The following is a 26,355-nucleotide window of genomic DNA, read 5'->3' on the forward strand; positions in this document are numbered from 1 at the left end:
CTGATCAGTTCGGGACACACAAAATGAACCAGCCCGCATCCGCCTACTTCCTCGAAGAGCGCCACGATCCCAACGAGACGCACACGCTGTCCGTGCTCGTGCAGAACGAGCCCGGCGTGCTCGCGCGCGTGATCGGCCTGTTCTCGGGCCGCGGCTACAACATTGACAGCCTCACGGTGTCGGAGACCGAGAACCAGAAACACCTCTCGCGGATCACGATCGTCACCACCGGCACACCGATGGTGATCACGCAGATCAAGCATCAGCTCGACCGCATGATCCCCGTCTACCGCGTCGTCGACATGACGCTGACCGGCAACTCGATCGAGCGGGAGCTCGCGATGGTCAAGGTCAGGGGCACCGGCGATCACCGCGTCGAGGCGCTGCGGCTGGCCGATGCGTTCCGTGCACGGGTGATCGACGCCACGACTGAGAGCTTTGTGTTCGAGATCACGGGCAATTCGTCCAAGATCAATCAGTTCATCGACCTGATGCGTCCGCTGGGCCTGGTCGAGGTGTCACGAACCGGGGTGGCCGCCATCACGCGCGGGCCGGAAGGAATGTGAATCATGTTGGCGCGCGACTGGTACTACACGCAACGGCGGCGGGTCGGGCTCGATACCGCGGTCGCCTCGATTTATGGCCAGCATGACGACGCCGATCTCCGCGCCCGCCAGGCGCTGACCATGCTGGGCGTCAAGCCGGGCTGGCGGATCGCCGATATCGGCTGCGGCAACGGCGTGCTGGCGACCGAGGCGGCGCTGCTGGGAGCCGAGGTCGACGCCATCGACATCTCGCCCGCGATGCTCGGGCTCGCCGATATCTACGCGCGCGACCGCAAGGCGCGGATCCGAACTCAGCCTGCTGGGCTGCTCTCCTTCGCCTACCAGCCGAATTCCTATGACTTGATCGTCAGCGAGTTCACGCTGCACCATCTGCCCGATTTCTGGAAGGCGGTGGCGGTGTCGCGGATCTTCAACGCACTGAAACCCGGCGCGAACTTCTATCTGCGTGACATGGTGTTCGTCAGCATGCCCGACGGCCTCGAGCGCGACGTCGAGGGCTGGGCCGACTTCTCGATCAAGAACCACGATTTCGAGCGCGAAAGCGTGATGACCCACATGCGCGACGAATACTCGACCTTCGGCTGGGTGATGGAGCGGATGCTGACCGAGACTGGCTTCACGATGGTCTCCGCCGATTATCACGCGCCGTTGCACGGCACCTATCTGCTGCGCAAGCCGAAGCCAGACGAACAAATCTAGAGCATGATCCGGAAGAGTGGAGACCGGTCTTCCGAAAAGATCATGCTCAGATAAAGATCCCGACCAACCGAGCGAAACCGAACCAAAAGAAGAACAACAATGAAGCCGGCCGATGTTGGCGTCGCCGTCATGGTCGCGGTGATCTGGGGACTTGCGTTCGTCGCAAGCCGGATTGCGCTCGATGAGCTGCCGCCCGAACTGATGACGGCGTTGCGCTTCGGCATCGCGGCGGTGCCGTGCCTGTTTCTGCCCAAGCCGAAGCAGGTCTCGTGGCCGCTCCTGATCGGCATCAGCTTCACTCTGTTCCTTGGCCAGTTCCTGGCCCAGTCCATCGCCATTGCACACGGCGTGCCGGTCGGGCTCACCAGCGTGATCGTGCAGAGCCAGGCCCTGTTTACGATCGGATTTGCGGCGGTTCTGTTCGGCGAATTGCCGTCGCGGATGCAGGCGATCGGCATCGCGGTCGCCGCGATCGGTCTGCTGATGATCTGCGGCACCGTCGGTTACGATTTCAGCGTCACGGCCTTCGCCATCCTGATGATCTCGCCGGTCTCGTTCGCGATCGGCAACCTATTGCTGCGGCCGGCGCAGGGCGCGCGGATGTTCGACCTGTTCGCCTGGCTGTGCCTGTGCGCGGCGGTGCCACTGTTCGTCCTGTCGCTGCTGACGCTGGGAGCGCAGCCGGTGTGGCAGGCGCTGTCGCATCTGTCGCCGCGCGGCATGGTCTCGATGCTGTTCGTCGGCGCCATCTCGACCAGCATCGCCTATTGGCTCTGGGGGCGGCTGCTGCGGGACCATCCGGCGGCGCAGGTGGTGCCGTTCGCGCTGCTGGTGCCGTTCGTCGGCTCGGCGGCCTCAAGCATCGTGTTCGGCGAGCAGTTCGGGCCGCTGCGGCTCGCGGGCATGATCACGGTCGTCGGCGGCATCGCGGTGATGCTGCTGTCGAGGCGGCCCAAGCCTCTGCCGGAAGTCGTGTGAGGAGATCATGTCGAATTCGTTGATGCTCGCCTTCGTCGTGTTCGCCGTCGCGATGTTCTTCACGCCGGGCCCGAACAACATCATGCTGCTGTCGTCGGGGCTGACCTATGGCTTCCGCCGCACGCTGCCGCATATCGCCGGCATCACGGTCGGCTTCGCCTTCATGGTCGGCGCGGTCGGCGTCGGGCTCGGCGCCATCTTCATCGCCTATCCGGTGCTGCAGACGATCCTGAAATACGGCGGCGTCGCCTATCTGATCTACCTCGCTGCGGTCATCGCCATGGCCGAGCCGCCCTCGGCGGACAAGGACGAGAAGCCCGGCCGCGGCCCGATGACCTTCTGGGGCGCGGCCATGTTCCAGTGGATCAATGCCAAGGGCTGGGTGATGGTGATCGGCACCATCACGGCCTATGCGGCGATTGCCGCCTTTCCCTGGAACATCGCGATCCAGGTCAGCCTGAGCCTGATCCTGGGGACGGTGTCCTGCACCGTCTGGGCGCTGTTCGGTACCGCGCTGCGGCCGATCCTGACCTCGCCCATGGCGATCCGCGTCTTCAACGTGGTGATGGCCGTCCTGCTCCTGGCCTCGCTCTACCCGGTCTTCATGGACGCATGATGCCGCACCGCGGCATGCGAGATGGGGGTTTCCCCTGAGGGGAAAAATGCTCTAGACAACGCCGGAAATTCACGGGCGGCCGGCGGTTTTGTCCTTCCGATAGCCTGATCCATCGGCCGATTTCGGCCCCTTTTGCAAACGAGGAAAACCACGATGCGAGTTTACTACGATCGCGATGCCGACCTGAACCTGATCAAGGGCAAGAAGGTCGCCATCGTCGGCTATGGCAGCCAGGGCCACGCCCATGCGCTGAACCTGAAGGATTCCGGCGTCAAGGAAGTCGCGATTGCGCTGCGCAAGGGCTCGGCCTCGGCCAAGAAGGCCGAGAACGCCGGCTTCAAGGTGATGGAAGTCGCCGAGGCCGCCAAATGGGCCGACCTCGTGATGATGCTGACCCCGGACGAGCTGCAGGGCGACATCTATCGCGAGCACCTGCACGACAACATGAAGAAGGGCGCCGCGCTTGTGTTCGCACACGGCCTCAACGTGCACTTCAACCTGCTCGACCCGCGTCCCGACCTTGACGTGCTGATGATCGCGCCGAAGGGCCCCGGCCACACCGTGCGCTCGGAATATCAGCGCGGCGGCGGCGTGCCCTGCCTGATCGCGATCGCCAAGGATTCGTCCGGCAACGCCCATGACCTCGGCCTCTCTTACGCCTCGGCGATCGGCGGCGGCCGCGCCGGCATCATCGAGACCACCTTCAAGGAAGAGTGCGAGACCGACCTGTTCGGCGAGCAAGTGGTGCTTTGCGGCGGCCTGGTCGAGCTGATCAAGGGCGGCTACGAGACGCTGGTCGAGGCTGGATACGCGCCGGAGATGGCCTATTTCGAGTGCCTGCACGAGGTGAAGCTGATCGTCGACCTGATCTACGAAGGCGGCATCGCCAACATGAACTACTCGATCTCCAACACCGCCGAGTACGGCGAATACGTCACCGGTCCGCGGATCGTCACCGATGAGACCAAGAAGGAGATGAAGCGCGTGCTCAACGACATCCAGTCCGGCAAGTTCGCCCGCGACTGGATGCTGGAGAACAAGGTCAACCAGACCTCGTTCAAGGCGACCCGCGCCAAGCTCGCTGCGCATCCGATCGAGGAAGTCGGCGCCAAGTTGCGCGACATGATGCCCTGGATCAAGAAGGGCGCGCTGGTCGACAAGACCAAGAACTAAGGCCGACATCGCAGGGTGGGCGGCGTCATGCCCACCCGACGCGCCAAGAGCAGAACGGTGGGCAGAGGCGTGCGGCGCCTGGCCCACCCTTTTCGTTTGTGAAGTCGCGAAATTGAGCCCCGGCTACCCGACCGCCATCGGCTGCTTCTCGAGCCTGTTGTGCAGCTGCCAGAAGCGCACCGTGCGCTGCGCGGTTTCCATCGACAGCCGACGGTAATCCCGCTCGGCGACCTTGAGCGTCACCTCGTCGATCGGATGCGTCATCGGCCGCTTGCACAGGATGGATTCGACCGTCGGCCAGTTCAGCCGCGCGGAGCGGCAAGGGATCAGGATCAGGTCGGAGCGGGGACCGAGCATCAGCCGTTCGATCATCTCGATCGGCATGTCGTTGAGCACGGCGAGCGCGACGGTAACCTCGTCGAACTTGCCGGTCTCGGCGAAGTTGTAGACCGCGGCGTCGTCGAGCTCATTCAACTGCTTCATCAGCTTGACCAGCTCTTCGGCGACGCCGTAGTTGCGACGGGGCGCTGCCGCTCCCGCCTGGGCGATGTCGTTCAGCACCTTCTGGATTTCGTCCCGCACCGCGGGTGGCGCGATCGCCAGCAGGCGGGCGCGCACCGTATCCTTGGCGCGGCGCAGCAGGTCGCGCAGGAGCTTGGCCGGAAGGTCGAGACGCAGGCCGAGGATCTCGATCAGCTCGTCGTCGCCCTCGGCGCGGGCGACAATGTTGGAATAGCCGTCGTCGGAGAACTGCGCGCTGGCGTTCTTGGCGAGGCGTCGGATCACCCTGTCTTCGCCGCGGTTGATGATCACATCGGTGACGCGCTTGGGCAGGTTCTCCCGCGCCGAGATCGCGAACAGATGGTCCTGTCCCTTGGTGCCGGCGATCTGGAGCAGCGCCTCGGAGCTGAGGCGGCTGGAATGCGTCAGCACCTCGCCGGCGACGCTGATGTCATCGTCCCAGGCGAGGTGCTGGATCACCTCGAAGGGCGCGTAGTCGAGCGGCGCCAGCCGCTTGCTGAGCTCGGCCCGCGCGCGCGTCTCGACGCGTGCGACCAGGAGGCAGAGCACGTCGTCGAACACCTTGACCTGTTCGTCGTTGAGGTGGTCGCCGTCGTTCAGGAACAGATCGGTGACCCGCCGCAGCGTCTGCACGCGCTTTGCGGTCGTTCCGTCCCGGACAGCATCTTCGAGTTCGGCAATGATCGATTGTGCCGGCTGTTGCGCCATTGATCGGCAGCCTGTTGTTGTTGATGACACCCGCGCGCACGATGCCGCGCGTGGTATTACACCTGCGTTAAGTGGGAACCTCGCGCAAATACAGGTGCATCGCATCCTTAACGGGCAGCGACCGAACCGGATTCAATTCGCGCTTTCGACGCGATCGGTCGCGTCATCCGTTCTTGATCGCTTGAACGACGTCGCAGAGAGGCGACACGTTTTAAGAATTGATTTAGGATCGAGCCTGCGATTGTGCCAAATGTTCAAGGATGCCGGCGACAGGTAGCCCGAACAGTATGCGCAGCATGACCAAGGCACGCGCCAGGGAACTGGAAAATCTCGGCCATCAGTGAGCCATTTTCCGGAGTCACCACCCGTCGTCATGACTGACGGAAAGAACCAGGACGAATTGACTTTGCTTGCGGAGGAGGCACTGCGCGCTCATCCCGGATGCGAGACAGCGCGCGTGCCGACAGTCGCCGCGCTGCCGCACGTGCGGATCGGCCGCAACTGGGAGATTCCGAACGTGGTGCTGGGCGACAGCCTGATCAGCGACGTCGATCGCGCCGTCATGTCGGTTCATCGCCGGCTTGGCCGCAAGTTCCATCTGACGTGAACGGCGCTGCCCACGTACCGGCCTGCGCCGGACGCGGCGCGGACAGTGAGGCCATGCTCACCATCCGCAGCGCGAACACCGCGGCGAGCGGGACCAGGAACAGCGCGTAGAGCGGCATCTCGGGAATTCGCTTGCCGAACGACACCGCGAACTGCAGCAGCAGATAGTAGCCGCCGGTCAGATGCAAGGCGCGCTAGGCGCGCGGGCCCAGCATTGCCGCGGTGCGATCGAATGAGGTCGCGGTCAATACTATGATGAACGCATAGCCGATGCCGCCGAAGATGTAGGACGCGGCCGAGATCGCGCCCGCGAAGCCGGGCGGATCGATCAGCGCGAACCAGACGATCGCGACGGCATGGATGGCGTGCGAGGCTGCGAAGGTGACGCCGAGATAGCGGCGGTTACGGCGCTGCCACCGTGTCCAGGCGTTCGGCCAGAGCCGCGCCAGCGCCGCCGCCGAAAAGGCAAGGCAGAAGAACAGCAGCGAGGTGCGCGCCGTGAAGCGGATCACCATCCGCACGCCGTCGACCTCGAACTGCCGCATCCCGGCGATCCAGACCTCAGGCCGATCAGGGCCAGTGAAAGCAGGGCAAACAGCCGCCAGCCCTCGAACCAGTTTCGACGCGTCGGCAGATCCGCCTCCCGTGTTAATGTAATCAGCAGTTACATGGCGCCCCAGCGTGTGGTCAACCGGTGTAATCAACGCTTACATTCACAGGCGGGTGATGCTAGATGTGCTGGATGCGCCGCCCCGCCAAAAGCCCGCCGTCCGGACGTCGACCGACCAAGCGGCGATCGGCAGCGCCGCGCGTGGCCGCGGCAACGCCGTATCACCATGGCGATCTCCGCCGCGTCCTGATCGAGGCCGCGATGCAACTGATCGGCGAGGGCGGTCCGGAGGCTGTCAGTGTCCGCGAGGCCGCACGCCGCGCCGGAGTCTCGCCGGGGGCGCCGTTCCGGCACTTCCCGAGCCGGGACGCCTTGATCAACGCGGTGGCAGAGGAAGCGCAGCGCCGCTTCCGCGCTGAGATCGAGGCGGCCCTTGCGACCGCACCGCCCGGCGATCCGCTGGGCCGCTTCCGCTGCATCGGGATGGCCTATCTGCGCTGGGCGATGCGCAACCCCACCCATTTCGAGATCATCTCGAGCCGCCGCTTTTTCGACCACGACCGGTCGACCGGAGTCTCCAGCGACAATGCCGGGCTGATCGCCCTGACCGAGCGGACGCTGGCGGATGCGTTTTCGGCCGGCCAACTCGAAGCACGGGATCTGAAGCAGGTTCAGATCGCCGGCCGCGCGCTGGTCTACGGCTTCGCGCGGATGCACATCGACGGCCATCTGCCGCGCTGGGGCGTCAGCGATGCGGAGGTCGAGCAGATGGCCGCCGCTATCATCAATCTCTTCATTGCGGGCATCGTAAGACGCGCGACGCCTGCTGCCTAAGTCTAGGGCGCGCCAGGCTGACGCACGGTCGCGCGGGCAAATTCATTGCGCGTTCATGACGATTATATTACGGTTTTGTGACACGGCGCAGGTACCGGCTGTGCGGTGTGCCTCCTGGCCTTCGCCAGCCAAGGCTGTGCATTGCGCCGGGTTCGTATTGCGTCTCACCCATGGCGCCCGCGCCACAGCAGAATTCCTCTGCCGCCGCGCTCGCCGGCGGCCTCGTCGCGATCGGTATCTGGCGCTTGATGGCGGTCGCCGCGCCGCATCTCGGCGCCCTGATCGTGATGTTGCAGACCGAGACCGATTTCGGCTCGCGGATCTGCTTCCTGTTCACCTGGGGGATCCTGAGCTTCCTGTTCATCGCGCTGCTGCGCAGGCCGGCACTGTCGGGCGCACTTTCGCTGACGCTGGTCGTGGTGCTGGTGCTGCTGTCGCGGTTCAAGCACGACGTGGTCCAGATGACCGCGAATTTCGTCGACCTGATGGTGATCGACCGCGACACCGCGACGTTCATGCTCACCATCTTCCCCACCCTGCGCTGGTCGATCATCGGCGCCGGACTTGTCACGCTGCCGCTGATGTACGCGCTGTGGTGGCTCGATCCGTTCCGCATCCGCCGCCTGCCGGCCGTGGCCGCCTGCCTTGCCTGCACCGCGGCGCTTTCGGCCTATGCCTTCACCTGGCCGGACGAGGCCTGGCGCGGTTATTACGACGACGGCTATTTGTCGAAATTCGCGCGCTCGGCCGTAACGTCGGTGTCCGATTTCGTCGCTGACGGCTTCATGGAGTCGGATCCGACTGCGAGCGAAGAGCTCAAGGTGCCGCTGGTCGATGCCTGTCATCCCGCCGGCCGGCGACCGAACATCGTGATGATCCATGACGAGTCGAGCTTCGACATTCGCGCGGCTGCCGGCGTGAAGGTGCCGCCGGGCTATGGCAGTCAGTTCAGATCCTATGATGGGGTCGAGCGGAAATTCCTGGCCGAGAGCAATGGCGGACCGAGCTGGTTCACCGAGTACAATGTGCTCGCGGGGTTGTCGTCGCGCTCGTTCGGCCGCTTCGCCTATTTCGTCACTCGCATCGCCTCGGGCCGTGTCGCGCGCGGCCTGCCGCTGGCGCTGCGCCGCTGCGGCTACGACACGCTCTCGCTCTACCCGGCGTATGGCGGCTTCATGAGCGCGCGCAGCTTTCAGACGACAACCGGCATCCAGCATTTCTATGACGCGCATGACCTCCACGCCAAGGATGTCGAGCCCGACAGCTTCTTCTACGACAAGGCGCTGACCTTGATGGCGGAGCAGAAGACGCCGGGCACGTCGCTGTTCACCTTCGTCTATCTCGCCGCCAATCATTTTCCGTGGGAGACGAAATTCCGTCCCGATCTGCTGCCGTCATGGAAGCGGCCCGGCAATGCGCCGCTCGTCGACGAATATCTGCGCCGGCAGACGATGAGCGCCATCGACTATGCCGGGTTCGTGGCGGCGCTGAAGAAGAAGTTTCCGGCGCAGCCGTTCCTGATCGTGCGCTATGGCGACCATCAGCCGGAGTTCTCGCCGCAACTGCTCGACCCCGAGCTCGACGAAGCCGGCATCGGCAAGAAGCTGTTGGACTATGACCCGCGCTACTACGCGACCTATTACGCGATCGACGCCATCAACTTCGAGCCGGTCAAGAGCCCGGCCGTCATGGACACGATCGACGCGGCCTATCTGCCGCTGGTGATCCAGGAAGCGGCCGGCATTCCGCTCGATCCGTCGTTCGAGGAGCAGAAGGCCATCATGCTCCGCTGCGGCGGCATCTTCTATTCCTGCAAGGACGGCGCCGAGGCGCGGCGCTTCAACCGATTGTTGATCGATGCCGGCATGATCAAAGGGCTTTAAGCGAGATCCAAAGCCGCAGAGCGTTGTTGGCGTACGCGCAGCTCTGTCCCCGTCATTGCGAACGAGGCAACGCAATCCATTCTCACCGATCGTGTGGCGAGATGGATTGTTTCATCGCGTACGCTCCTCGCAATGGCGGTACTACACATCGAGGTGATCGCGGCATGAACTCGACGAACGTCGTTAGACGAAGGTCGCGCCGGCGCGCGGACAGCATTACTCATTTGTAATTGCTTCGCCGAGATTTCGTCACGATTGTTTCCATGATCTGTCGCGCCGCTGCCACGGTCTTCATCAACGCGCAGCGTCAACCCCGCCAATCTTGCTTCTCTTGCAGGAGTGTTTGCCCATGCGAGCGCTCGACCTTGCGCGCCTTGTTGTAGCCTTCGGATTTGTCATTCCCTCAGCCTATGCTGCAGAGCCGCCCCACGACATCAAGGGGCTCTACATGATGACGGATTATCCGGCCGTCACCATCAGGCCCGGCACCACGTCCAACATCTCGCTGCGCCTTCAGAACTACGGCCTCGGTCCGCAGCGCTACAAGCTCTCGGTCGAAGGTGTGCCGAGCGGTTGGACCGCAACGCTGCTCGGCGGCGGCCAGCCGGTCGCGGCGGCGATGCCGGCGCCCGACTCCAGCGTGCCGCTGCAGCTTCGGCTTGACGTGCCCGCCAACAGCTCGCTCGCCGAGCAGACATTGACCGTCAGGGCCGAAGGGCAGGGCAGCGAGGCGACGCTGCCGATCGCAGTCGCACTTGCCAAGGAATTGCCGGCGAAGCTCTCGGTGTCATCGAAGCTTCCGGAACTGCGCGGCAGTCCGAAATCGAACTTCGAGTATACGCTGACCATCAAGAACGACAGCGGCCGCAACCTGGTCGCGAGCTTCGCGGCCGCGGCGCCCTCGAACTTCGAGACCTCGTTCACCGAGGCCTATGGCACCCAGGAATTGTCCTCGATCCCGATCGAGGCCGGCCAATCCAAGGACATCAAGCTCAAGGTCCGGCCGCCGAGCACGGTCGATGCCGGGCATTTCCCGGTCAAGGTGACGGTCAACGCCGAGGATGCATCGGCGCAGACCGAGGTGGCGCTCGATATCGCCGGCCAGCCGCAACTTCAGCTCTCCGGGCGTGACGGGCTGTTGAGCGCGCGCGCGGTCGCGGCGGAACAGAGCACGATCCCGATCGTCGTCACCAACAGCGGCACCGCGCCGGCCGAGAACATTGCGCTCGCCGCGACGGCGCCGAGCGGCTGGAAGGTGACGTTCCAGCCCGCCACCATCGAACGGCTGGTGCCCGGCAAGGATGCCGAGGTCCAGGCGCTGGTGACGCCGAGCGACAAGTCGCTCGCCGGCGACTACCAGCTCTCGGTGCGCGCCACCTCGCGTGGCGAGACCGCGTCGAGCCAGTTCCGCGTCACGGTCAATACGTCGACGGTCTGGGGCATGGCGGGAGCCGGCGTGATCGGTGTCGCGCTGCTGTTGATGCTTGGTGCTGTTGCAAGGTTCGGACGGCGATGAGCGAGCAGAAACCCGAAGGCGGTGCGGCGTCGCCCAACGTCGTCATCGCGGCGCGCGATCTCACCAAGCGCTACGGCAAGACCAGTGTCGTGGACGCCATCAACTTCGACATCGCCAAGGGCGAGGTGTTCGGGCTGCTCGGTCCGAACGGCGCCGGCAAGACCACGACCATCCTGATGATGCTCGGCCTCACCGAGATTTCGGCCGGCCGGGTCAGCGTGCTCGGCTTCGATCCGGCGCGCTCGCCACTGCAGGTGAAGCGGCGCGTCGGCTATCTGCCCGATGCCGTCGGCTTCTACGACCACCTGACGGCGGTGGAGAATCTTGCCTACGTCGCCAAGCTGATGGGCCTGTCGGTGGCCGAACGGTCGCAGCGGATCGCCGCGGCGCTCGCCCGCGTGCGCCTGCTCGATGTCGCCAACAAGCGCGTCTCAACCTTCTCACGCGGCATGCGCCAGCGGCTCGGGCTTGCCGAGATCATCGTCAAGCGCGCCGAGATCGCGATCCTCGACGAGCCGACCTCGGGTCTCGATCCCCAAGCGACGCTCGAATTCCTCGATCTGATCAGGGAATTGAAGGCCGAGGGCGTCACTGTACTGCTGTCGTCGCACATGCTCGACCAGGTCCAGCGCGTCTGCGATCGCGTCGCGCTGTTCCGTACTGGGCGGATCGTGATGATGGGCTCGGTCGCCGAGCTGGCGGTCCAGGTGCTCGGCGCGGGCTTTGTCGTCGAGGTGGAGGCCGACGGCGCCGGCATCGCTCGCCGGCTCGCCGCAATCCCGGGTGTCAGCAATGTCGAGACGCTTGCGGAGGACCGCTTCCGCATGACCGCGGACCGCGACGTGCGGCCGGATGCGGCGCGCGCCGTGGTCGCGGCCAACGGCGCATTGCGGCGGCTCTCGGTCGACGAGCCGAGCCTCGAGGCGATCTACGCCCATTATTTCCAGGCATCGCAGTCCGGAGGCGTGCGTGATGCGGCGTGAAGGTTCTGCATTCCAGGGCGTCGGCGCCGTCTTCATCAAGGAGCTGTCGGACAACATCTCGAGCGTCCGCATGCTGATGCTCGAGCTTCTGATCGTGCTCACTGCGATGGCGGCGCTCTATGAGGCGATCGATACGCTGCGCCAGAACACTGCGGAGGATCCGTTCCTGCTGCTGCGCCTGTTCACGGTGAGCCGTGCGCCGCTGCCGTCCTTTGTCGCCATCCTCGGCTTCCTGATCCCGTTGATGGCGATCGGGCTCGGCTTCGACCTGGTCAACAGCGAGCACAACCGGCGCACGCTGTCGCGGATCCTGGCGCAGCCGATCTATCGCGATGCGCTATTGCTCGGCAAATATCTCGCCGGCCTCGCCACGATCGCGATCAGCCTGACGGCGCTGTGGCTGATGGTGATCGGGCTCGGTCTGATCTTCCTCGGCGTGCCGCCGGGCGGCGAGGAGATCGCCCGCTCGCTCGCGTTCCTGGTGATTGCGATCTTCTATGCCGGCGTCTGGCTGTCGCTCGCCATGCTGCTCTCGATCGTGTTTCGTTCGCCGGCGACCGCGGCATTGGTGGCGCTCGGCATCTGGCTGTTTTTGACCGTGCTGTGGCCGATGCTGGCGCCGGCGTTCGCGCAGGTGATCTCACCGCCCGATCCGCGCTTCGCCGCGCTCGGCCTCGACACGCCGGATACTGCGATCTGGACGCAGCTCCTGCAGCGCTTCTCGCCGAACGATTTGTTCGGAGAAGCGATGCTTGCGGTGCTATCGCCGACGACACGCACGCTCGGCCCGGTGTTCCTCGATCAGCTGCGCGGCGCCGTGATGGGTGCGCCGCTGCCCTTCGGCGAAAGCGTGATGATTGCCTGGCCGCAGACGGTGGGGCTGATCGCCTGCACCATCGTGCTGTTCGTCGCCGGTTACATCCTGTTCCAGCGGCAAGAGGTCCGTGCCTGAGGAGCACGGACTACTCAGCGCGCCCTGATCTTTTCCCTCAGCCAGCGCGCCACGGCGTCGGGCGACGATGAAGCATCGTTGCCCGACGCACGCAGGTTTGCCTCGCGCATGTCAGCAATGTCGATCCTGCCGAGTAGCGGCTGCAGCGCCGATTTCAGCGTCTCGTCGTCGCGTCTCTTTGGCGACAGCAGCACGATCGCGTCATAGGGCGGGATCGCGTGCTTGTCGTCCGCGAGCGTGACCAGGTCGTATTTCGCGATCAGGCCGTCGCTGGTGTAGCCCGCGATCACGTCGACCTCGCCGGAGGCGACCGCCGCATACATGAAGTCGGGCTGCATCTGCCGCTGGGTGCGGAACGATAGTCCATAGGCTTTCTGGATGCCGGCCCATTCCGGCCGCGAGAAGAATTCATAGTCGCCGGCGATCGACATGGTCGGTGCCCGTGCCGCGAGGTCAGTGATCGAGTGGATGCCGAGCGCCTGGGCACGCTTGCGCGGCATCACCAGCGCATAGGCATTCTCGAAACCGAGCTCGCCGAGCAGGGTGATGTTTTGCTGCGCCAGCGTGGTCTTGAGCGCGGCCAGCAGCTTGGCACGCGGCCTGATGTCGGTGTGGTGGAACTGGTTGGCCCACAGCGTGCCGGAATAATCGACATAGACGTCGATATCGCCGGCCGTCAGCGCATCGAAGATCACGTTGGAGCCGAGGCCGGCGCGCGTCGTGGCCGGCAGCCCGGCCGATCGCAGCCGCTCGGCGATCAGCGCCGAAAGCACGTATTGCTCGGCGAAGGTCTTGGCGCCGACGACATAGCCCGCATGGGGCCGCACGATCGCCGGCACCAGCGTCGCAGCGATCAGCGCGGCAATCCCGAGGCCGCCGAGCCCGGCCCGCGTGCGGCTGCGGTTGCGCAAGCCGTTCTCGATCAGCGCAAGCAACTGGTCGACGGCGAGCGCAAGCACCGCCGCGGCGACGCAGCCGAACAGCACGAACACCCAGTTCTGCGTCTGCAACCCAGCGAAGATGTAGTTGCCGAGGCTGGTCTGCCCGATCGGCGTCGACAGCGTCGCGGTGCCGATCACCCACACCGCCGCGGTGCGGATCCCCGCCATCATCACCGGCAGCGCGAGCGGCAACTGGACCATCAGCAGCGATTGTCGCTCCGTCATGCCGACGCCCTGCGCCGCCTCCAGGATTTCCGGATCGACGCCCGACAGTCCCGTAATGGTGTTGCGCAGTACCGGCAGCATCGAATAGAGCGCGAGCGCCAGCACCGCCGGCAGGAAGCCGAAGGCGGAAAAGCTGAAGCCGAACCATCCGGCGGTCAGCGCGGCCAGGGCGAGCAGCAGCGGATAGAACAGCGCGAGCAAGGCGAGACCCGGCACGGTCTGCACGATGCTCGCGAGCCCGAGCAGCGCGCCGCGCAGCACCGGCCGGTTGCGGGCCACGATCGCCAGCGGCAGGCTGACAATAAGCCCGAGCGCCAGCGCGGCGACACTGACCCGCACATGGTTGCCGAGGTAATCCGGCAGATGTGCAAGCGCCTCGCTCCAGCGTGGATCGGCGAGCAGGCTCATGCTGTGCCTTCCCGCGGCAGCAGCGCGCCCAGCCGCTCGGCCTGCCGCCGCGGTGTATGCAGGAGCTCGTCGACATAGGCGTCGGTGCTGGCCGAAAGCTCGGTCGGCGTGCCCTGCGCCAGCAACCGGCCGGCGCGCATCACCGCGACGCGATCCGCCAGCAGGATCGCCTCCGTCATATCGTGGGTGATCATGATCGTGGTCAGGCCAAGCTTGCGATGCAGGGTGCGATAATCTTCACCCAGCGCGTCGCGGGTGAGGGGATCGAGCGAACCGAACGGCTCGTCCATCAGCACGATGCGCGGCTTCGCAGCGAGCGCACGCGCCACGCCGACACGCTGGCGCTGGCCGCCGGAAAGCTCATGCGGCATGCGGTCGCGATACTGCGCGCGTTCGAGCCGCACGAGGTCGAGCAGTTCGTCGACCCGCGCCGCGATCTCCGCCGCCGGCCAGCCAAACAGTCTTGGCGTGATGCCGATATTGCCCGCGACGGTCAGGTGCGGAAACAATGCACCGCTCTGGAAGACATAGCCGATGCGGCGACGCAGCAGGATCGGATCCGCGCGACTGACGTCCTCGCCCTCGACAGCGATCTGGCCGCGGTCGGCTTCGATCAGCCGATTGGCAAGCCTGAGCAGCGTGCTCTTGCCCGAGCCGGAGCTGCCGACGACGGCGAGGAATTCACCCTCGGCCACGTCGAGCGAGACATCGTCGACGGCCACCACGCGGCCGTCGTCAAAACTCTTGCCGACATGCGCGTAGGCGATCAGCGGCGTTGCGGGCATTCCGGGGCCTCAGGTCTCACGGTCATCAATGACAGTGATAGCCCATAAAACGGGCTTTGACTCGGGCCTCGGGCAGCCGGGCCGCAGGGCCGGTGTTCCCGGTTCGATGTTCCTGAGAATCAGGTCTGGATCAGCGGACCTGTGAGCACATCACACTTCATTCTTGGGTACGTATTTGCCCATAATGCATTTGTAGCTTTGCAGGCGCCACGCGTGATACGGGCCCTTGGCGAGCCAATCGGCGAGGCCGATCTGCGCATTGGCTACGCAGGCGCTCATGGTGATGCCGGATTGATCACTGGTGGTGACGACCTTTTCCATGCAGAGTTGGGCATTGCAGAGGACAGCGACGAGCGTGACGAGCATAACGGCCTTGTCGGTAGGATACCCCGGTCTGAACCGACTCATGCAGGGTTCATGCCACTATCGGCGCCTGCGGCATCGCGATGAGCAAGACCGGGAAAGTACGGCCGGATCGGTCGCGACATCAGGCGGCGCATAGCCGCCCGCCTGCGGATACGCTATACTTGTCACCCAACTACGACGCGAGATCGGGGCGAGCGAGGAACGTTGCGTGGTCGGGGGCTGCATCGATGATGACGTTGCCTGAGTTGGCAGCAAATGCCTTGGAGAAGTTTCTTGCCAAGCATGTGAGCCGCACGTTCGGGGCCTCGCAGGCGCGCTTCGGCGAGCTGCTTCCCGCCGCTGCCCGCATCGCGCTGGAATGCATCGGGAACAGCGATGCGCTCTATCACAATGTCGAACACACGATGCTCGTTACGCTGGCCGGCCACGACATCATCCGCGGCCGTGCGTTGCACACCCATGTCACCGCCGAGGATTACACGCATACCATCATCGCCTGCCTGACCCACGATATCGGCTATGTCCGCGGCCTCCTGAAGGGGGATGGGCCTGACGGTTACGTGATCGATGCGACTGGCAAGAAGGTGACGCTGCCCCGCGGTTCGTCGGATGCAGGCCTGATGCCCTATCATGTCGACCGGTCGAAGCTCTATGTTCTCGATCGCCTCGAGGCCGTCATTCCAATCGATCGCGAGCGGATCGCGCGCAACATTGAGGGGACCCGCTTTCCGGCACCCGAAGGCCAGGAATATGACGACGAGGCGGCGATCGTTCGCGCCGCCGATTTCATCGGCCAGCTCGGCGATCCTAACTACATCCGGAAGGCCAACGCGCTCTACCACGAGTTCGAGGAGGTCGGCATCAATCGCCAGCTCGGCTATGAATCGCCGGCCGACATCGTGGACCGCTATCCCCAGTTCTACTGGAGCATGGTGGCCCCGCACATCCAGGGCGCCATAAACTGCCTCAACATGACCGCAAGCGGCCGGCAGTGGATCGCCAATCTCTACAGCAATGTCTTCCGCGCCGAGCGCGAGGTCACGCTGTCCGGTCCGCAAATCTGACGCCGCCGCCGATCGGCTGCTGTCGGGTCGACTCCGTCCCGTTCCCTCGTCCCGCAACGTCCATATTGTACCCGTTTCACCGGTTGCACTGATGATGCAAATCGGCGACGCTGAGCCATGGACCGGCCTGTCGACCGTATTTTCGATCGATCCAGCATGACATCCCTTTTTGCGCGGCTGATTGCGATCGCGATCGCCTGCTGGCCGGTGCTCGCCGCGGCCGGTCCGGTCTATGATGTCGATCTGTACGCGCTGATGTCGGGCACCTGCCGCAACGTCAACATCGCCGGACGCAGTTACACCTGCAAGGCGGTCGCCTATTTCCACACCCTGCGCGGCCGTTCCGAATTCGTCGTCGTGCTCGACGATCCCGCCGACAAGAGCCACATCGTCTCGTTCTCCGGCGAGAGCGCGGCGCGAACCCAGGACAATCTGTTCGAGCTCGCGGTCGACCGCATGCTGCTGAAGTCGAGCGACCGGCCGCGGGTCGACGGCCTGCCGGTGCCGCTGGTGGAAATGTCGACGGGCTCGTGCCGGCAGGTCGGAAGCTTCGTCACGCGGCAGGTGTCCAGCATCACCTGCGCCGCCACCGATCACAACGGCAAGAGCTACGAGCTGAGCTTCGAGTCGGACGGCTCGCCCATGACGCTGCGCCGGTTGCGGCAGTCGTCGCTGCCGAGCGAGCGGCAGCGCGCGCGCCAGATCGCGCAGCTCGAGTGCCGCCTCAAGGCCCGTGCCGCGGGAGTCCTGCCGCGCGATACCACCGCCTTCATCATCCGTTGCCTTGGCGAGGACGACGGCAAGCCGCCGGGCGATCAGCAATAACGGCGCTGCACACGCTTTGGCTCGATCGTCGAAGCAGGGTTGCTCGCGGCGCAGAGCGTTCGCACCTTGCGGCTTTGCGCGACCGCCTGTTGACTAACTCCGGCAGTTGTGAGGAAACGGTCCGAATATCAAGGAGAATTCGATGCGCCTGAGAATCTACGCGATTGCCGCCTTGGGCGTTTGTCTTGCCGGCCCCGCCTTCGCACAGGCCTACGATCCGAACTATCCCGTGTGCATGCACGTCTACGGCGGTCGGCTGACGGAGGACTACATCGATTGCAGCTTCACCTCGATCCCGCAGTGTCAGGCAACAGCCTCGGGGCGATCGGCGTCGTGCTCGGTCAATCCTTTCTATGCGGGGCCGCGACAGGCGCCGAGGAGCCGGGCGCACCGCCGCCGCCACCACATGGACTAGCGCCGCGGGGACCGCGCCCATCGCAGCTGTAGGAAATGGTCCGAACAATAATAAATAACAACGAGAATCCTATGCGCCTGAAACTCTTCGCGATCGCATGTGCGATCTCCGCATCAGCGGCGGCTCTGACCGGACCTGCGGTGGCGCAGGCCTATGATCCGAACTATCCCGTGTGCATGCATTATTACGGCGGCCGGATCGGCGGAAACTACATCGATTGCAGCTTCACCTCGATCCCGCAATGCCAGGCGACAGCATCGGGCCGCCCGGCGATGTGCTCGGAGAATCCCTTTTACGCGCCGCCGGAGCCCCCCAAGCGCCGGGTGCGCCACGGACGCCATCCCGTCCATTGGCGCGGAGGCGTCGAGCAAGTGCGTCGAACGAGTGCGATCAGACCGGCACGGTCAGAGCGTCGTAGGTGAACAGCCAATCATAGCGTTCGCGGACCAGGTCGGGCTGCCATTCGCGCGACACATAGGCGTCGGCGCCTTCGGCATCGGCGAGCGCCGGATTGTGGAAGCGTTTGGCATTCTCGGCCGACTTCGCCACGATCGTATTTGTCCGTGTCAGTCGCGCAGCCTGATAACGCTGCAACGCCTCAGGGGGCGGAAAGCGTTCAAGGCAGCGCGCCAGCACCATGCCGTCCTCGATCGCCATGTTGGCGCCCTGGGCCAGGAAGGGAAGCGTCGGATGTGCGGCGTCGCCGATCACGCAGGCGCGCCCCGCGACAAAGCGATCGAGCGGATCGCGCCCCAACAGCGCCCATTTGTAGGGCACATCGAGGTTTTCGATGATGGAGTGGATCTCCGCGTTCCAGCCGGCAAAGGCCGCGCTGCACGCCTCCCGCGTGCCGCGTGTTCGGTCCATGACTCGACCGACCAGCTCTCGCCTTCGAAGATGCCGACGAAGTTCAGGAGTTCGCCGCGGCGTACCGGATAGGTGATGACATGGCCGCCGGGGCCGACCCAATTGGTGCCGACTTCGCGCTGCTGGCTCGCCGGCAGCCGCGCCATCGGCACCAGGCCGCGCCAAGCCGCCACGCCCGAAAAGAAGGGTTTTGAATAGCCGCCGATCTGCCGGCGAATCTCGGAATGGACGCCGTCGGCGCCGACCACGACCTCGCCGTGGTGCCGCTCGCCGTTGGCGAGCCGCAGCCAGATGCCGTCGCCGGCCTCGTCAAAGCCGGCGCAGCGACGGTCGAGATGCAAGCGGCCTGGCGCCAGTGTATTGAACGCCTCGACCAGCACGCGGTGAAAATCGCCGCGATGCACCATCCAGTAGGGCGCGCCATAGATGGCGCGCGAGGAGGCGCCGAGGTCGAACAGCTTCCAGGTCCGCCCAGTGCTGAACAGCCTGATTTCCTTGCCCGAAGGCTCACAGGCAATCACCTGCATCTGCTGCTCGAGGCCGAGCGCGATCAGGACGCGGGTGCCGTTGGCGCTGAGCTGGACTCCGGCGCCGAGTTCGCGCAGCTCGGACGCCTGCTCGAAGATCTCGACGTCGATCCCGCCTGCAGCAGCGACAATCCTGCGACCAGCCCGCCGATCCCGGCGCCGGCGACCAGGACCTTCGGCGGCTTGCGCTGTGCGCTCACGCGAATGCCCGCCGTTACCTGCGCGTGATCAGGAAGTCGTCGGTGAACTCCCCGCGCGACACCTTGACTGGGATTTCGCCCTCGCTGCCGATCTCGAGGATCTCCGAACCGGACTTGCTGTCCTGTGGTGTCAGCAATTCGATGCGCTCGGCGATCCGCTCGGCCTGCCAGCCCGTCAGTCTCCAGGCGAAGCGGCCCCCGAGGTCGCGCATTCCGAATTCATCGTCGGCGGGCGTCAGCACCAGCTCGTCCCGCGAGATGGCGCCGGGAATGCGCTCCGCCACGGTGATCGCTTGCGGATCCTGGGCAAATCGCCGCAACAGCTTGGCCAGTGCTGTGAGGTCTGCGGCTTCGCCGAGGAACAGGAACAGCGGATGGAAATCGCTCGGCATGTATTCAAATCGCAGCATGTTCGCCTGTCCAAATGCCGGAACTACTCGCTGAGCACCTTGACGATGTCCTGGGCATGACACAGCTCGACCGTGCCGACCTCGTCGGGCCGGGCAGGAGACTCCAGGCATCGGACCTGCAACCACTCGCCGTCATCCATGTTCTCGATCACCTCGGCGACGACATCCTCCTGCAATTTCAGGCGCGTCCCCACCTTGATCGTCCTGACATCCATCATTGCACGGCCGCCTTGCTCAGAAGAACGTGGTCAGATTCTTGGCCATCAGGATGTTCTGTTCAAGCAATATCTCGCGCATGGCAATCTTCCAGCCCGCCTCGGTCAGACGAAGCGTGTCGTTGCGGCGGCCCACGAAGGTGTAGGTCTCGTACTCGACGCGGTTCTGGTAGACTAGGAAGCGGCTGGTGACATCGAGCTCGCGCGGCGCGTCGATATCCGGCCGCACACCCTTGATCTGCACATTGCTCACCATGTGCGTGATCCGCGACAGCGGTTCCTCCGCGTAGTGCACGCCGGTCAGGATCTGCTCGACACGCTTGGTCAGCGTCCACTTGTCTTCATCGAACCAGCTCATGCCTTCGCCGCGCCGGGTATTCTCGCGCGCGGCTTGCTGGCCGAATTTCACGTTGCGCCGGATCGGCATGAAATAGGTGATGTCGTCGGCCACGAGGTCGAGCCAGTCGCGAAAGCGCCGGTCATCGATCAGGTCAGCCTCGCGATAGTAGAAATCCTCGACATCGGCTTTCAGCCGGTAGTAGGCCGCGGATCGTTCGATCGCCGCGTTGGACGCCGGAGCGGCCGGCTGCTTGTCCTGGACGGTCGTCGTCATGGGCATCTCCTTATCAGGCATGGCAAAGTCAAAGCGCCGGCTTGGACGGCACAGGTCCACCCTGTTGCGCAAAGCAGCCGACGTCGATCACGGTGCCGGACAGCGTTTCGGCTTCCGGCGACAGCAGAAAGGCGACGACATTGGCAATGTCGTCGCCAGTGGCGACGCGGCCGGCGGCGGTGCCCGGCGCCCCCTTGCCGAAGCGGGCCGCATCGCCGCCGACGCGGCCGAGACTCATGCCGCTGACGATGCCGCCGCCTCCGGGGATCACGGTGTTCACGCGGATCCGCTGATGGAAGAAGTCGTAGGCCATCGCCGCGCTCAAGGCCACAACGCCTCCCTTGCTCGCGCTATAGACCGCCATGTTCGGCTTGCCCCAGCCGGCGCCGGATCCGATGTTGATGATCGAACCGCCACCTTGCGCGATCATGTGCGGGATCGCGGCGCGGCTCGTCAGATACGGCCCCTTGAGGTTGACGGCGATGATGCGATCGAACAGTGCCTCGTCGGTATCGAGCACCGTTCCGAGCGGACCGATCGCGGCGTTGTTGACGACGCCGTCGATGCGGCCGAAGCGCGCCAGCGCCCGCTCGATCACGTGAGCGACGTCGGCTGCGTCAGACACATCGGCTTCCATCAGTTCGGCGGAGAGTCCCTCGCGATCAAGCTCCTCGCGCAGGCTGGGAATGGCGTTCTGTGCTGTGCTCGAGACTTGCGGCGTCTCGAGGCCAAATGCCACGACCGAATGGCCGCGCCTGGCAAGACCGAGCGTGATCGCGCGGCCGATGCCGAAAGTGCCCCCGCTGACGAGGACGGTTTTTCCCGGCGCGGTCATTCTGCGGCCTGCCTGCTGTTGCCCGCGGGCGATCCGAGCAGCTCGTTCCAGTCGCCGCCTCGCATGTAGGTGGTCCAGCGACGATAGAAGCCACGCGCGATCTGTTCGGTGACTTGGGTGCTGACCTCACCGCCCAGCGGGTGGTCGGTGACGTAGGCCCCCATGGATTGCTGATAGTTGAAGGGGTGGCGCCGCGCGATGGTCCCCGTGCTGGCCGCGGTCGCATAGAGCCAGTTCTCCATGTCGTCTTGCTCGGTCATGCCGGCCGGGCCGGAGTAACGCATGTAGTAGTGACGCAGATAGTCCTTGGCTTCCTGGGGTGCGTCCTTGTCGACCAGGAAGAAGCGCCAGCCTTCCGTCGAGGTCGGGCTGTGCGGATGCCAAGCGCATAATCCACGCGGCTGCCGTCCATGGTAGGAGGTGTTGGGGAAGATCGTGCCGACGAAGGGCAGGAGGCGCGCCTGTTCGCCGAGCCGTCGCTTGCGCTCCTCGAAACAGTGCCGGAAGTATTTTTCGAGAATGGGATTGTCGAGGAAGGACTCGACGTATTCGTTGGCCTCCGGCTGGAGGGCGCTGTGCACGCCGTGTCCGCCTGGAAAACTGATCCAGACGTGTTGTGCCTTCTCCAGCTCGTCGTCGCGGCGGCCCTTCTTGCCGGCCGCAGCGCTCGGTCCGATGCCGATCAGGTCGACGGAACGGTGACTGGGATTGTGATAGGTGTCGCCCAGGAAATTCTCGGCGGCGAATTTCCAGTTGGCAGGGAACACCCATTTGTGGACGCCAATCACCTCCGAGCCGCCCTCCCGGCCGTCGCGACAGTCGAGCGCCTGGTCGAGATGGATCTTGGCATCGCCCAGATAGGTGAGGAAATCGGGCGCATCCTTGTCCCAGGTCGCCCAGATCGAGCCCTTGTAGTTGCAGAGCTTCGCAACCGAAACCAGCGAATTGGCCTCGCGATCGAGCACGCCGTCATAGAGTGTCCGGTGCAGCGGAACGCCCTGCAGCTTGCCGTCGGTGGTATAGGTCCAGCTATGGTAGGGGCAGGTGAACAGCGACGTGTTGCCCTGCTCGTAACGGCACACCTTCATGCCGCGGTGCCGGCACGAGTTGAGGAAGATGTGGATCTCGCCCTTCTTGTCGCGACAGAGGATGACGGACTCCTCGCCCATGCGTGACGTGTAGAAATCGCCGGGATTCGGGACTAGGCTTTCATGGCCGACCAGAAGCCAGGCCCGGGTGAAGACCTTGTCGAGCTCCTGCCGGTAGATATCGGCATCCACGAAGATCTCGCGGCTGATGAAGCCGTTCTTGACGTCAACAAGCTGGTCGAAATCATTCCGCAAGGACATCGGCTCCTCCTTGTGTTGCAATGGGCGACGGCGCGTCGCGACAGATGAGGTTGGTTCCTAGTTGCTGAGCTTGCAGCCGCCCGCATTCTCGGGGCGGAATGCCTTGTTGCCGGGAATGGTCGAGATCTTCTGGTAGTAGTCCCAGGGATGCTGGCTCTCGTCCGGCTTCTTCACGCGGTAAAGCGAGAGGTCGTAGATGACGCGGCCGTCCTTGCGGATATGCCCGGGGCGGCCGAAGAAATCGACCGGCAGCTTGCGCATCTCGGCATTTACGGCTTTCGCCTCGTCGGTGCCGCCGGCCTCGATCGCCTTCAGATAGTGGCGCACGGCGGCATAGGTCGCCGCCTGCAATTTGGTCGGCTCACGCTTTTCGATCGCAAAGAACCGCTTGGCAAACGCGCGGGTGCCGTCATCGTCATCCCAGTAGTACTGCGAAGCGATGTACATGCCTTGTGCATCCTTCAGGCCGATCGAATGGACGTCGGAGATGAAGGTCAGCATGCCGACGATGGTCTGGCCGCCCTGTTGCAGGCCGAACTCGTGGGTCTGCTTCACCGCATTGACGGTATCCGCGCCGGTTCCGGCCAGCGCCACGACCTTGGCGTTGGAGTTCTGGCCCGCGAGCAGGAAGGAGGAGAAGTCGGTTGTGTTGAACGGATATCGCACTGCGCCGAGCACCTTGCCGCCGGCGTCGGTGACCGCCCGCGAGGCATCCTTCACCATGGCCGTGCCGAACGAATAGTCGACCGCGACGAAGAACCAGTCCTTGCCGACGCGGCGGCTGAGTTCGCCGACCAGCCCGGCCGACAGCGCGTAAGTGTCATCCGCCCAGTGCGTGACGACAGGCGAGCATTTGTCACCGGTCAGTTCCGATGTCGCGGCGCCCGACACCAGCGCGGTCCTGTTGCTCTGCGTCGCGAGCCCGGCGACGGCAAGGCCGACGGAACTCACGGCGAGGTCGGTGACTGCGTCGACATGCTCGACGTCAAACCACTGCCGCGCGATCCCGACCGCGACGTCGGGCTTGTTCTGGTGATCGGCCGAGATGATCTCGATCGGCTTGCCCAGCACCTTGTTGTGAAAATCCTCCGCGGCAAGCTTCGCAGCGGTCACCGAGCCGGGGCCGCCGAGATCGCGGCCGCTGCCATAGTCGCCCAATACCGCAATGCGCACCACGCCGTCGGAGATGCCTGAACCGTCGGGCGCGGCGTGCGCCAGCTGTATCGAAAGCATCAGCGTGGCGATCGTCGATGCCGCCCAAGCCGTGTGCCGCCTGCGCGGACCACCTGTCTGAAGCAATTCTAGTCCTCCCTGTGTGTCCATCTAGTGGACATCATTCTCATATTTTGAAATAGTATCGGCGGCGGCAAATCGGTCAAGTTGCGCGGCGCGCAATGCGCCCCTGCCGGAATCGCGGATGTAGTGGATGGCGAAGAAATCAAAGGCTGAAACGCATGACGCGGAGCAGGGGGCATCAGGGGTGCGGGCGGTGGACCGCGCGATCGCGATCCTGCAATGCTTCACGCCCGATCAGCCAGCGCTGAGCGTGATCGAGATCCGGAAACGCGTCGGGCTAAGCCGGCCGACGCTGTACCGTCTGTTGCAGACGCTGGCGCAACGCGACCTCATCCAGACCGAAGGCGAGCCGCAGCGCTTTCGCCTCGCCCATGGCGTGATGAAGTTGTCGCATGTCTGGCTGAAGGGACTCGATATCGTCGCGACCGCACGCCCGATCGTCGAAGGCCTGCGCGAGGTGACCGGCGAGACCGCCGCTCTGTTCCGGGTGCAGGAGGATCGCGGCATCTGCATTCTCGAATGCGAGAGCCGTCATGTGCTCTCGATCAGTCGCGGCGTCGGCGACAGCTTGAGCCTGACGCAAGGATCGACGGGCAAGGCCATGTTGGCCTTCATGGAGGCGGAGCGACAGGCCGAGCTTCTCTCCACAGTCAGGAAGAGCGGCGAGCGCGCGGAGCTTGAGGAAGCCCTGAAATTCGCCAGACGCCACGGCTATGCGATGAGCCGCAGCGAGATCTTCGCCGGTGCGGTTGCGGTCTCCGCACCGTGCTTCGATCACCGCGGCACCGTTGTCGGCTCGATCGGCCTTTACGGACCGAGCGCACGCATCGATGAACGGAAGCTGCTCGAATACTCGAAGCTGGTGCGCGAGGCCGGACGGCGGATTTCGGTGCTGCTGGGGTTTCAGGACACCGAGCCCGCAAGGAAACGAGCGCGCCCCGATTGATGCCGGCTCCGCGGCTGGTGCCCGGCATGGGCAAGGAGTGATGGGGTCAATTGAGATGGTTGCCTATAGCTTCAAGCGCCGCTTCGTCGATCCGATCCGCGTCGGGCTCGGGCTGCTCAAGCCAGAGCCAGGACTAATCCGGCCGCGGCCGAAGCTGCAAACGATCCGCGCGGAAGGCAAGCGTCGGCATGCTCGAGCCGGCGATACCGTGCAGCTGTATTTCGGTCAGCGAACCAAGCAGTGCGAGAAGATCGGGGAAGCGCGATGCACCGAGGCTCCTCCGATCGTCCTGAAGATCCCGCGCGATGACGCCTGCTCAGCCGCGCCGATCGATCCCGGCAACGTACTGCATCCGGCGCTTCTACGCCGGCGTGCCCATCGCATAGGGCTTCAGCACCGCATAGAGGAAGTCGTGCGTCGGCGTCGCGACGCCGAGCTTGCGGCCGAGTTCGACCACCTTGCCGTTGAGCCAGGGCAGTTCGAGCCGGTTGCCGCGCTCGAGATCGAGCGCCATCGACGCCTTCATGGCCGGCGGCGCATGGCCGATGAAATCGAGCACCTTCTCGAGTGCGTCGGACGGCAGCTTGATGCCGCTGGCGCGGCCGACGGCGATGGTTTCCTGGCAGGTCGACACGAACAGAGGGCGCAGATCGGGATCGTCGCGCAGTCTGCCGATCGGTTGCCTTGTGACGGCCGTCATGCCGGCATTGCTGGCGAGCAGGATGAACTTCATCCAGAGTTCGGTGATGATCTCCTCGCTCAGCGTCGCATCGAAGCCGGCCTTCAAGCAGAGTTCGAGAAAGGCCTTGCCGCGCGGCGTGATGCTGCCGTCGAGCTCGCCGAAGATCATGCGCATGAAGGTGCCGACCTGGTTGATCACGCCGGGCTTGATGATCGATGCGCTGATCTGCGCCACGCCGCCCATCACCGCCTTCCGCCCCAGGATCGGGATCAGCCGCTCCGGCGCGTCGATCCCGTTCTGCAGCGGGATGACCGCTGTCTCGGAGCCGACCATCGGCTTGATATGCTGACCGGCGCTTTCGACGTCCCATAGCTTGACGCAGAACAGCACGACATCGACGGGACCGACGCTGGCCGGATCGTCGGTCGCCCGGGTCGGCACCAGATGGGTTTCGCCGCGGCCGCCCTGGACCTTCAGCCCTTCGCCCCGCATGGCGGCCAGATGGGCGCCGCGCGCGATGAAAGTGACGTCGGCTCCGGCATGGGCGAGCGCCGCGCCAAAAGCACCCCCGACGCCTCCTGCGCCAACGACTGCAATCCGCATGATGTATCTCCTGTGGTCCGCCCCAGTGGCCGGTGCGGCAGCCTCGACGATATCGGGCCAATTCTCAACCCACTCGTCCTGAAAACCGCGTGAACCCACGGTCGCCTTCGACGATCGGCGCCATCTTCCTGCGTTGA

At 64.6% G+C, this 26,355-nt stretch carries 28 protein-coding genes and 2 pseudogenes; 17 read left to right on the forward strand and 13 right to left on the reverse strand.

Annotated elements, in window-relative coordinates:
* Window positions 1-23: 23 nt before the first annotated feature.
* From ilvN to ilvC, 5 genes are all read left to right on the forward strand, one after another.
* Window positions 24-566, forward strand: a complete 543-nt coding sequence (gene ilvN / locus MTX19_RS10425; RefSeq protein ID WP_280983515.1) for an acetolactate synthase small subunit — start codon at window positions 24-26, stop codon at window positions 564-566.
* A 3-nt stretch (window positions 567-569) separates the two neighbouring features.
* Entirely contained in the window at window positions 570-1,265 is a 696-nt protein-coding gene (locus MTX19_RS10430) for a class I SAM-dependent methyltransferase (protein ID WP_280983516.1), read from the forward strand.
* Window positions 1,266-1,364: 99 nt separating this feature from the next.
* Window positions 1,365-2,243: an EamA family transporter gene (locus tag MTX19_RS10435; protein WP_280983517.1), complete on the forward strand. Its 879-nt coding sequence runs from the start codon at window positions 1,365-1,367 to the stop codon at window positions 2,241-2,243.
* Window positions 2,244-2,250: 7 nt separating this feature from the next.
* On the forward strand, window positions 2,251-2,859 hold the full coding sequence (locus MTX19_RS10440; protein WP_280983518.1) for a LysE family translocator: 609 nt from the start codon (window positions 2,251-2,253) through the stop codon (window positions 2,857-2,859).
* Window positions 2,860-3,012: 153 nt separating this feature from the next.
* Window positions 3,013-4,032, forward strand: coding sequence for a ketol-acid reductoisomerase (ilvC, locus tag MTX19_RS10445; RefSeq protein WP_280976383.1), 1,020 nt, complete (start codon window positions 3,013-3,015; stop codon window positions 4,030-4,032).
* Between the two features lie 123 nt (window positions 4,033-4,155).
* Here the strand turns inward: ilvC and MTX19_RS10450 are convergent, their stop codons facing one another.
* A complete protein-coding gene (locus MTX19_RS10450) occupies window positions 4,156-5,262 on the reverse strand; it encodes a DUF2336 domain-containing protein (RefSeq protein ID WP_280985956.1) in 1,107 nt (368 codons plus the stop codon).
* 373 nt (window positions 5,263-5,635) lie between these two features.
* Between MTX19_RS10450 and MTX19_RS10455 the strand changes: the two genes are divergently transcribed.
* The gene (locus tag MTX19_RS10455; protein ID WP_280983521.1) at window positions 5,636-5,869 is read left to right on the forward strand and encodes a hypothetical protein; all 234 of its coding nucleotides are present in this window, start codon (window positions 5,636-5,638) and stop codon (window positions 5,867-5,869) included.
* Here the strand turns inward: MTX19_RS10455 and MTX19_RS10460 are convergent.
* Window positions 5,823-6,502 (reverse strand): annotated as a pseudogene (locus MTX19_RS10460) (hypothetical protein). The gene MTX19_RS10455 and the pseudogene MTX19_RS10460 sit on opposite strands and share 47 nt — an antisense overlap.
* Before the next feature lie 177 nt (window positions 6,503-6,679).
* On the opposite strand from MTX19_RS10460, the gene MTX19_RS10465 reads away from it, so the two are divergent.
* The 5 genes from MTX19_RS10465 to MTX19_RS10485 all read left to right on the forward strand — a co-directional run bounded on the left by MTX19_RS10465 (window position 6,680) and on the right by MTX19_RS10485 (window position 12,646).
* Window positions 6,680-7,312, forward strand: a complete 633-nt coding sequence (locus MTX19_RS10465; RefSeq protein WP_280983522.1) for a TetR/AcrR family transcriptional regulator — start codon at window positions 6,680-6,682, stop codon at window positions 7,310-7,312.
* Between the two features lie 170 nt (window positions 7,313-7,482).
* Complete coding sequence (locus MTX19_RS10470) at window positions 7,483-9,195, forward strand: sulfatase-like hydrolase/transferase (protein ID WP_280983523.1); 1,713 nt, start codon at window positions 7,483-7,485, stop codon at window positions 9,193-9,195.
* A 349-nt stretch (window positions 9,196-9,544) separates the two neighbouring features.
* Complete coding sequence (locus tag MTX19_RS10475) at window positions 9,545-10,711, forward strand: NEW3 domain-containing protein (RefSeq protein WP_280983524.1); 1,167 nt, start codon at window positions 9,545-9,547, stop codon at window positions 10,709-10,711.
* The gene (locus tag MTX19_RS10480; protein ID WP_280983525.1) at window positions 10,708-11,694 is read left to right on the forward strand and encodes an ABC transporter ATP-binding protein; all 987 of its coding nucleotides are present in this window, start codon (window positions 10,708-10,710) and stop codon (window positions 11,692-11,694) included. The genes MTX19_RS10475 and MTX19_RS10480 overlap by 4 nt, the downstream gene beginning before the upstream one ends.
* Window positions 11,684-12,646, forward strand: a complete 963-nt coding sequence (locus MTX19_RS10485) for an ABC transporter permease (RefSeq protein WP_280983526.1) — start codon at window positions 11,684-11,686, stop codon at window positions 12,644-12,646. Before MTX19_RS10480 ends, MTX19_RS10485 begins: the two co-directional genes overlap by 11 nt.
* A 14-nt stretch (window positions 12,647-12,660) precedes the next feature.
* Here MTX19_RS10485 and MTX19_RS10490 read toward each other — a convergent pair whose 3' ends face one another.
* From MTX19_RS10490 to MTX19_RS10500, 3 genes are all read right to left on the reverse strand, one after another.
* A complete protein-coding gene (locus MTX19_RS10490; protein WP_280983527.1) occupies window positions 12,661-14,220 on the reverse strand; it encodes an ABC transporter permease/substrate-binding protein in 1,560 nt (519 codons plus the stop codon).
* Entirely contained in the window at window positions 14,217-15,005 is a 789-nt protein-coding gene (locus MTX19_RS10495; protein ID WP_280983528.1) for an ATP-binding cassette domain-containing protein, read from the reverse strand. Before MTX19_RS10495 ends, MTX19_RS10490 begins: the two co-directional genes overlap by 4 nt.
* A 150-nt stretch (window positions 15,006-15,155) precedes the next feature.
* Window positions 15,156-15,371, reverse strand: coding sequence for a hypothetical protein (locus MTX19_RS10500; protein WP_280983529.1), 216 nt, complete (start codon window positions 15,369-15,371; stop codon window positions 15,156-15,158).
* A 227-nt stretch (window positions 15,372-15,598) separates the two neighbouring features.
* On the opposite strand from MTX19_RS10500, the gene MTX19_RS10505 reads away from it, so the two are divergent.
* The 4 genes and pseudogenes from MTX19_RS10505 to MTX19_RS10520 all read left to right on the forward strand — a co-directional run.
* Window positions 15,599-16,435, forward strand: a complete 837-nt coding sequence (locus MTX19_RS10505; RefSeq protein WP_280983530.1) for a metal-dependent phosphohydrolase — start codon at window positions 15,599-15,601, stop codon at window positions 16,433-16,435.
* Window positions 16,436-16,591: 156 nt separating this feature from the next.
* Complete coding sequence (locus MTX19_RS10510; protein ID WP_280983531.1) at window positions 16,592-17,260, forward strand: hypothetical protein; 669 nt, start codon at window positions 16,592-16,594, stop codon at window positions 17,258-17,260.
* Between the two features lie 142 nt (window positions 17,261-17,402).
* Window positions 17,403-17,675 carry a DUF3551 domain-containing protein gene (locus MTX19_RS10515; RefSeq protein ID WP_280983532.1) on the forward strand — a complete coding sequence of 91 codons (273 nt, stop codon included), beginning with the start codon at window positions 17,403-17,405 and terminating at the stop codon, window positions 17,673-17,675.
* A gap of 71 nt (window positions 17,676-17,746) precedes the next feature.
* A pseudogene (locus MTX19_RS10520) lies at window positions 17,747-18,016 on the forward strand (DUF3551 domain-containing protein); the annotation flags it as partial.
* Window positions 18,017-18,065: 49 nt separating this feature from the next.
* Here MTX19_RS10520 and MTX19_RS10525 read toward each other — a convergent pair.
* Window positions 18,066-18,542 (reverse strand): FAD-dependent monooxygenase, encoded by a 477-nt coding sequence (locus tag MTX19_RS10525; RefSeq protein ID WP_280985957.1) that lies wholly within the window; start codon window positions 18,540-18,542, stop codon window positions 18,066-18,068.
* A gap of 224 nt (window positions 18,543-18,766) precedes the next feature.
* Between MTX19_RS10525 and MTX19_RS10530 the strand changes: the two genes are divergently transcribed.
* The gene (locus MTX19_RS10530; RefSeq protein WP_280985958.1) at window positions 18,767-19,297 is read left to right on the forward strand and encodes a hypothetical protein; all 531 of its coding nucleotides are present in this window, start codon (window positions 18,767-18,769) and stop codon (window positions 19,295-19,297) included.
* Here the strand turns inward: MTX19_RS10530 and MTX19_RS10535 are convergent.
* The 6 genes from MTX19_RS10535 to MTX19_RS10560 are packed head-to-tail and all read right to left on the reverse strand — an operon-like array spanning window position 19,284 to window position 23,924.
* Entirely contained in the window at window positions 19,284-19,679 is a 396-nt protein-coding gene (locus MTX19_RS10535; RefSeq protein ID WP_280983535.1) for a hypothetical protein, read from the reverse strand. The genes MTX19_RS10530 and MTX19_RS10535 overlap by 14 nt on opposite strands.
* A gap of 23 nt (window positions 19,680-19,702) precedes the next feature.
* Window positions 19,703-19,897 carry a hypothetical protein gene (locus MTX19_RS10540; RefSeq protein WP_280983536.1) on the reverse strand — a complete coding sequence of 65 codons (195 nt, stop codon included), beginning with the start codon at window positions 19,895-19,897 and terminating at the stop codon, window positions 19,703-19,705.
* Between the two features lie 16 nt (window positions 19,898-19,913).
* Window positions 19,914-20,507: a 3-phenylpropionate/cinnamic acid dioxygenase subunit beta gene (locus MTX19_RS10545; protein WP_280983537.1), complete on the reverse strand. Its 594-nt coding sequence runs from the start codon at window positions 20,505-20,507 to the stop codon at window positions 19,914-19,916.
* A 28-nt stretch (window positions 20,508-20,535) separates the two neighbouring features.
* On the reverse strand, window positions 20,536-21,342 hold the full coding sequence (locus MTX19_RS10550; RefSeq protein ID WP_280983538.1) for an SDR family oxidoreductase: 807 nt from the start codon (window positions 21,340-21,342) through the stop codon (window positions 20,536-20,538).
* Window positions 21,339-22,691 carry an aromatic ring-hydroxylating dioxygenase subunit alpha gene (locus MTX19_RS10555; protein WP_280983539.1) on the reverse strand — a complete coding sequence of 451 codons (1,353 nt, stop codon included), beginning with the start codon at window positions 22,689-22,691 and terminating at the stop codon, window positions 21,339-21,341. Before MTX19_RS10555 ends, MTX19_RS10550 begins: the two co-directional genes overlap by 4 nt.
* A 57-nt stretch (window positions 22,692-22,748) precedes the next feature.
* Window positions 22,749-23,924 carry an ABC transporter substrate-binding protein gene (locus tag MTX19_RS10560; RefSeq protein ID WP_280983540.1) on the reverse strand — a complete coding sequence of 392 codons (1,176 nt, stop codon included), beginning with the start codon at window positions 23,922-23,924 and terminating at the stop codon, window positions 22,749-22,751.
* Between the two features lie 193 nt (window positions 23,925-24,117).
* On the opposite strand from MTX19_RS10560, the gene MTX19_RS10565 reads away from it, so the two are divergent.
* Window positions 24,118-24,933, forward strand: coding sequence for an IclR family transcriptional regulator (locus tag MTX19_RS10565; RefSeq protein ID WP_280983541.1), 816 nt, complete (start codon window positions 24,118-24,120; stop codon window positions 24,931-24,933).
* Window positions 24,934-25,294: 361 nt separating this feature from the next.
* On the opposite strand, the gene MTX19_RS10570 is transcribed toward MTX19_RS10565, so the two are convergent.
* On the reverse strand, window positions 25,295-26,218 hold the full coding sequence (locus MTX19_RS10570; RefSeq protein WP_280983542.1) for a 2-dehydropantoate 2-reductase: 924 nt from the start codon (window positions 26,216-26,218) through the stop codon (window positions 25,295-25,297).
* Window positions 26,219-26,355 lie beyond the last annotated feature (137 nt).

This window comes from Bradyrhizobium sp. ISRA464 (assembly GCF_029910095.1).
Taxonomy (GTDB): domain Bacteria; phylum Pseudomonadota; class Alphaproteobacteria; order Rhizobiales; family Xanthobacteraceae; genus Bradyrhizobium.

What these genes read in the sequence shown, in the direction of transcription:
- MTX19_RS10570 (WP_280983542.1), bottom strand. Translation starts at nt 26,218, where the DNA reads ATGCGGATTGCAGTCGTTGGCGCAGGAGGCGTCGGGGGTGCTTTTGGC.
- MTX19_RS10455 (WP_280983521.1), top strand. Translation starts at nt 5,636, where the DNA reads ATGACTGACGGAAAGAACCAGGACGAATTGACTTTGCTTGCGGAGGAG.
- MTX19_RS10490 (WP_280983527.1), bottom strand. Translation starts at nt 14,220, where the DNA reads ATGAGCCTGCTCGCCGATCCACGCTGGAGCGAGGCGCTTGCACATCTG.
- MTX19_RS10435 (WP_280983517.1), top strand. Translation starts at nt 1,365, where the DNA reads ATGAAGCCGGCCGATGTTGGCGTCGCCGTCATGGTCGCGGTGATCTGG.
- MTX19_RS10450 (WP_280985956.1), bottom strand. Translation starts at nt 5,262, where the DNA reads ATGGCGCAACAGCCGGCACAATCGATCATTGCCGAACTCGAAGATGCT.
- MTX19_RS10500 (WP_280983529.1), bottom strand. Translation starts at nt 15,371, where the DNA reads ATGCTCGTCACGCTCGTCGCTGTCCTCTGCAATGCCCAACTCTGCATG.
- MTX19_RS10530 (WP_280985958.1), top strand. Translation starts at nt 18,767, where the DNA reads ATGGACGCCGTCGGCGCCGACCACGACCTCGCCGTGGTGCCGCTCGCC.
- MTX19_RS10540 (WP_280983536.1), bottom strand. Translation starts at nt 19,897, where the DNA reads ATGATGGATGTCAGGACGATCAAGGTGGGGACGCGCCTGAAATTGCAG.
- MTX19_RS10485 (WP_280983526.1), top strand. Translation starts at nt 11,684, where the DNA reads ATGCGGCGTGAAGGTTCTGCATTCCAGGGCGTCGGCGCCGTCTTCATC.
- MTX19_RS10535 (WP_280983535.1), bottom strand. Translation starts at nt 19,679, where the DNA reads ATGCTGCGATTTGAATACATGCCGAGCGATTTCCATCCGCTGTTCCTG.
- MTX19_RS10515 (WP_280983532.1), top strand. Translation starts at nt 17,403, where the DNA reads ATGCGCCTGAGAATCTACGCGATTGCCGCCTTGGGCGTTTGTCTTGCC.
- MTX19_RS10475 (WP_280983524.1), top strand. Translation starts at nt 9,545, where the DNA reads ATGCGAGCGCTCGACCTTGCGCGCCTTGTTGTAGCCTTCGGATTTGTC.
- ilvN (WP_280983515.1), top strand. Translation starts at nt 24, where the DNA reads ATGAACCAGCCCGCATCCGCCTACTTCCTCGAAGAGCGCCACGATCCC.
- MTX19_RS10505 (WP_280983530.1), top strand. Translation starts at nt 15,599, where the DNA reads ATGATGACGTTGCCTGAGTTGGCAGCAAATGCCTTGGAGAAGTTTCTT.
- MTX19_RS10560 (WP_280983540.1), bottom strand. Translation starts at nt 23,924, where the DNA reads ATGCTTTCGATACAGCTGGCGCACGCCGCGCCCGACGGTTCAGGCATC.
- MTX19_RS10430 (WP_280983516.1), top strand. Translation starts at nt 570, where the DNA reads ATGTTGGCGCGCGACTGGTACTACACGCAACGGCGGCGGGTCGGGCTC.
- ilvC (WP_280976383.1), top strand. Translation starts at nt 3,013, where the DNA reads ATGCGAGTTTACTACGATCGCGATGCCGACCTGAACCTGATCAAGGGC.
- MTX19_RS10510 (WP_280983531.1), top strand. Translation starts at nt 16,592, where the DNA reads ATGACATCCCTTTTTGCGCGGCTGATTGCGATCGCGATCGCCTGCTGG.
- MTX19_RS10550 (WP_280983538.1), bottom strand. Translation starts at nt 21,342, where the DNA reads ATGACCGCGCCGGGAAAAACCGTCCTCGTCAGCGGGGGCACTTTCGGC.
- MTX19_RS10525 (WP_280985957.1), bottom strand. Translation starts at nt 18,542, where the DNA reads ATGGACCGAACACGCGGCACGCGGGAGGCGTGCAGCGCGGCCTTTGCC.
- MTX19_RS10440 (WP_280983518.1), top strand. Translation starts at nt 2,251, where the DNA reads ATGTCGAATTCGTTGATGCTCGCCTTCGTCGTGTTCGCCGTCGCGATG.
- MTX19_RS10545 (WP_280983537.1), bottom strand. Translation starts at nt 20,507, where the DNA reads ATGACGACGACCGTCCAGGACAAGCAGCCGGCCGCTCCGGCGTCCAAC.
- MTX19_RS10555 (WP_280983539.1), bottom strand. Translation starts at nt 22,691, where the DNA reads ATGTCCTTGCGGAATGATTTCGACCAGCTTGTTGACGTCAAGAACGGC.
- MTX19_RS10495 (WP_280983528.1), bottom strand. Translation starts at nt 15,005, where the DNA reads ATGCCCGCAACGCCGCTGATCGCCTACGCGCATGTCGGCAAGAGTTTT.
- MTX19_RS10480 (WP_280983525.1), top strand. Translation starts at nt 10,708, where the DNA reads ATGAGCGAGCAGAAACCCGAAGGCGGTGCGGCGTCGCCCAACGTCGTC.
- MTX19_RS10470 (WP_280983523.1), top strand. Translation starts at nt 7,483, where the DNA reads ATGGCGCCCGCGCCACAGCAGAATTCCTCTGCCGCCGCGCTCGCCGGC.
- MTX19_RS10565 (WP_280983541.1), top strand. Translation starts at nt 24,118, where the DNA reads ATGGCGAAGAAATCAAAGGCTGAAACGCATGACGCGGAGCAGGGGGCA.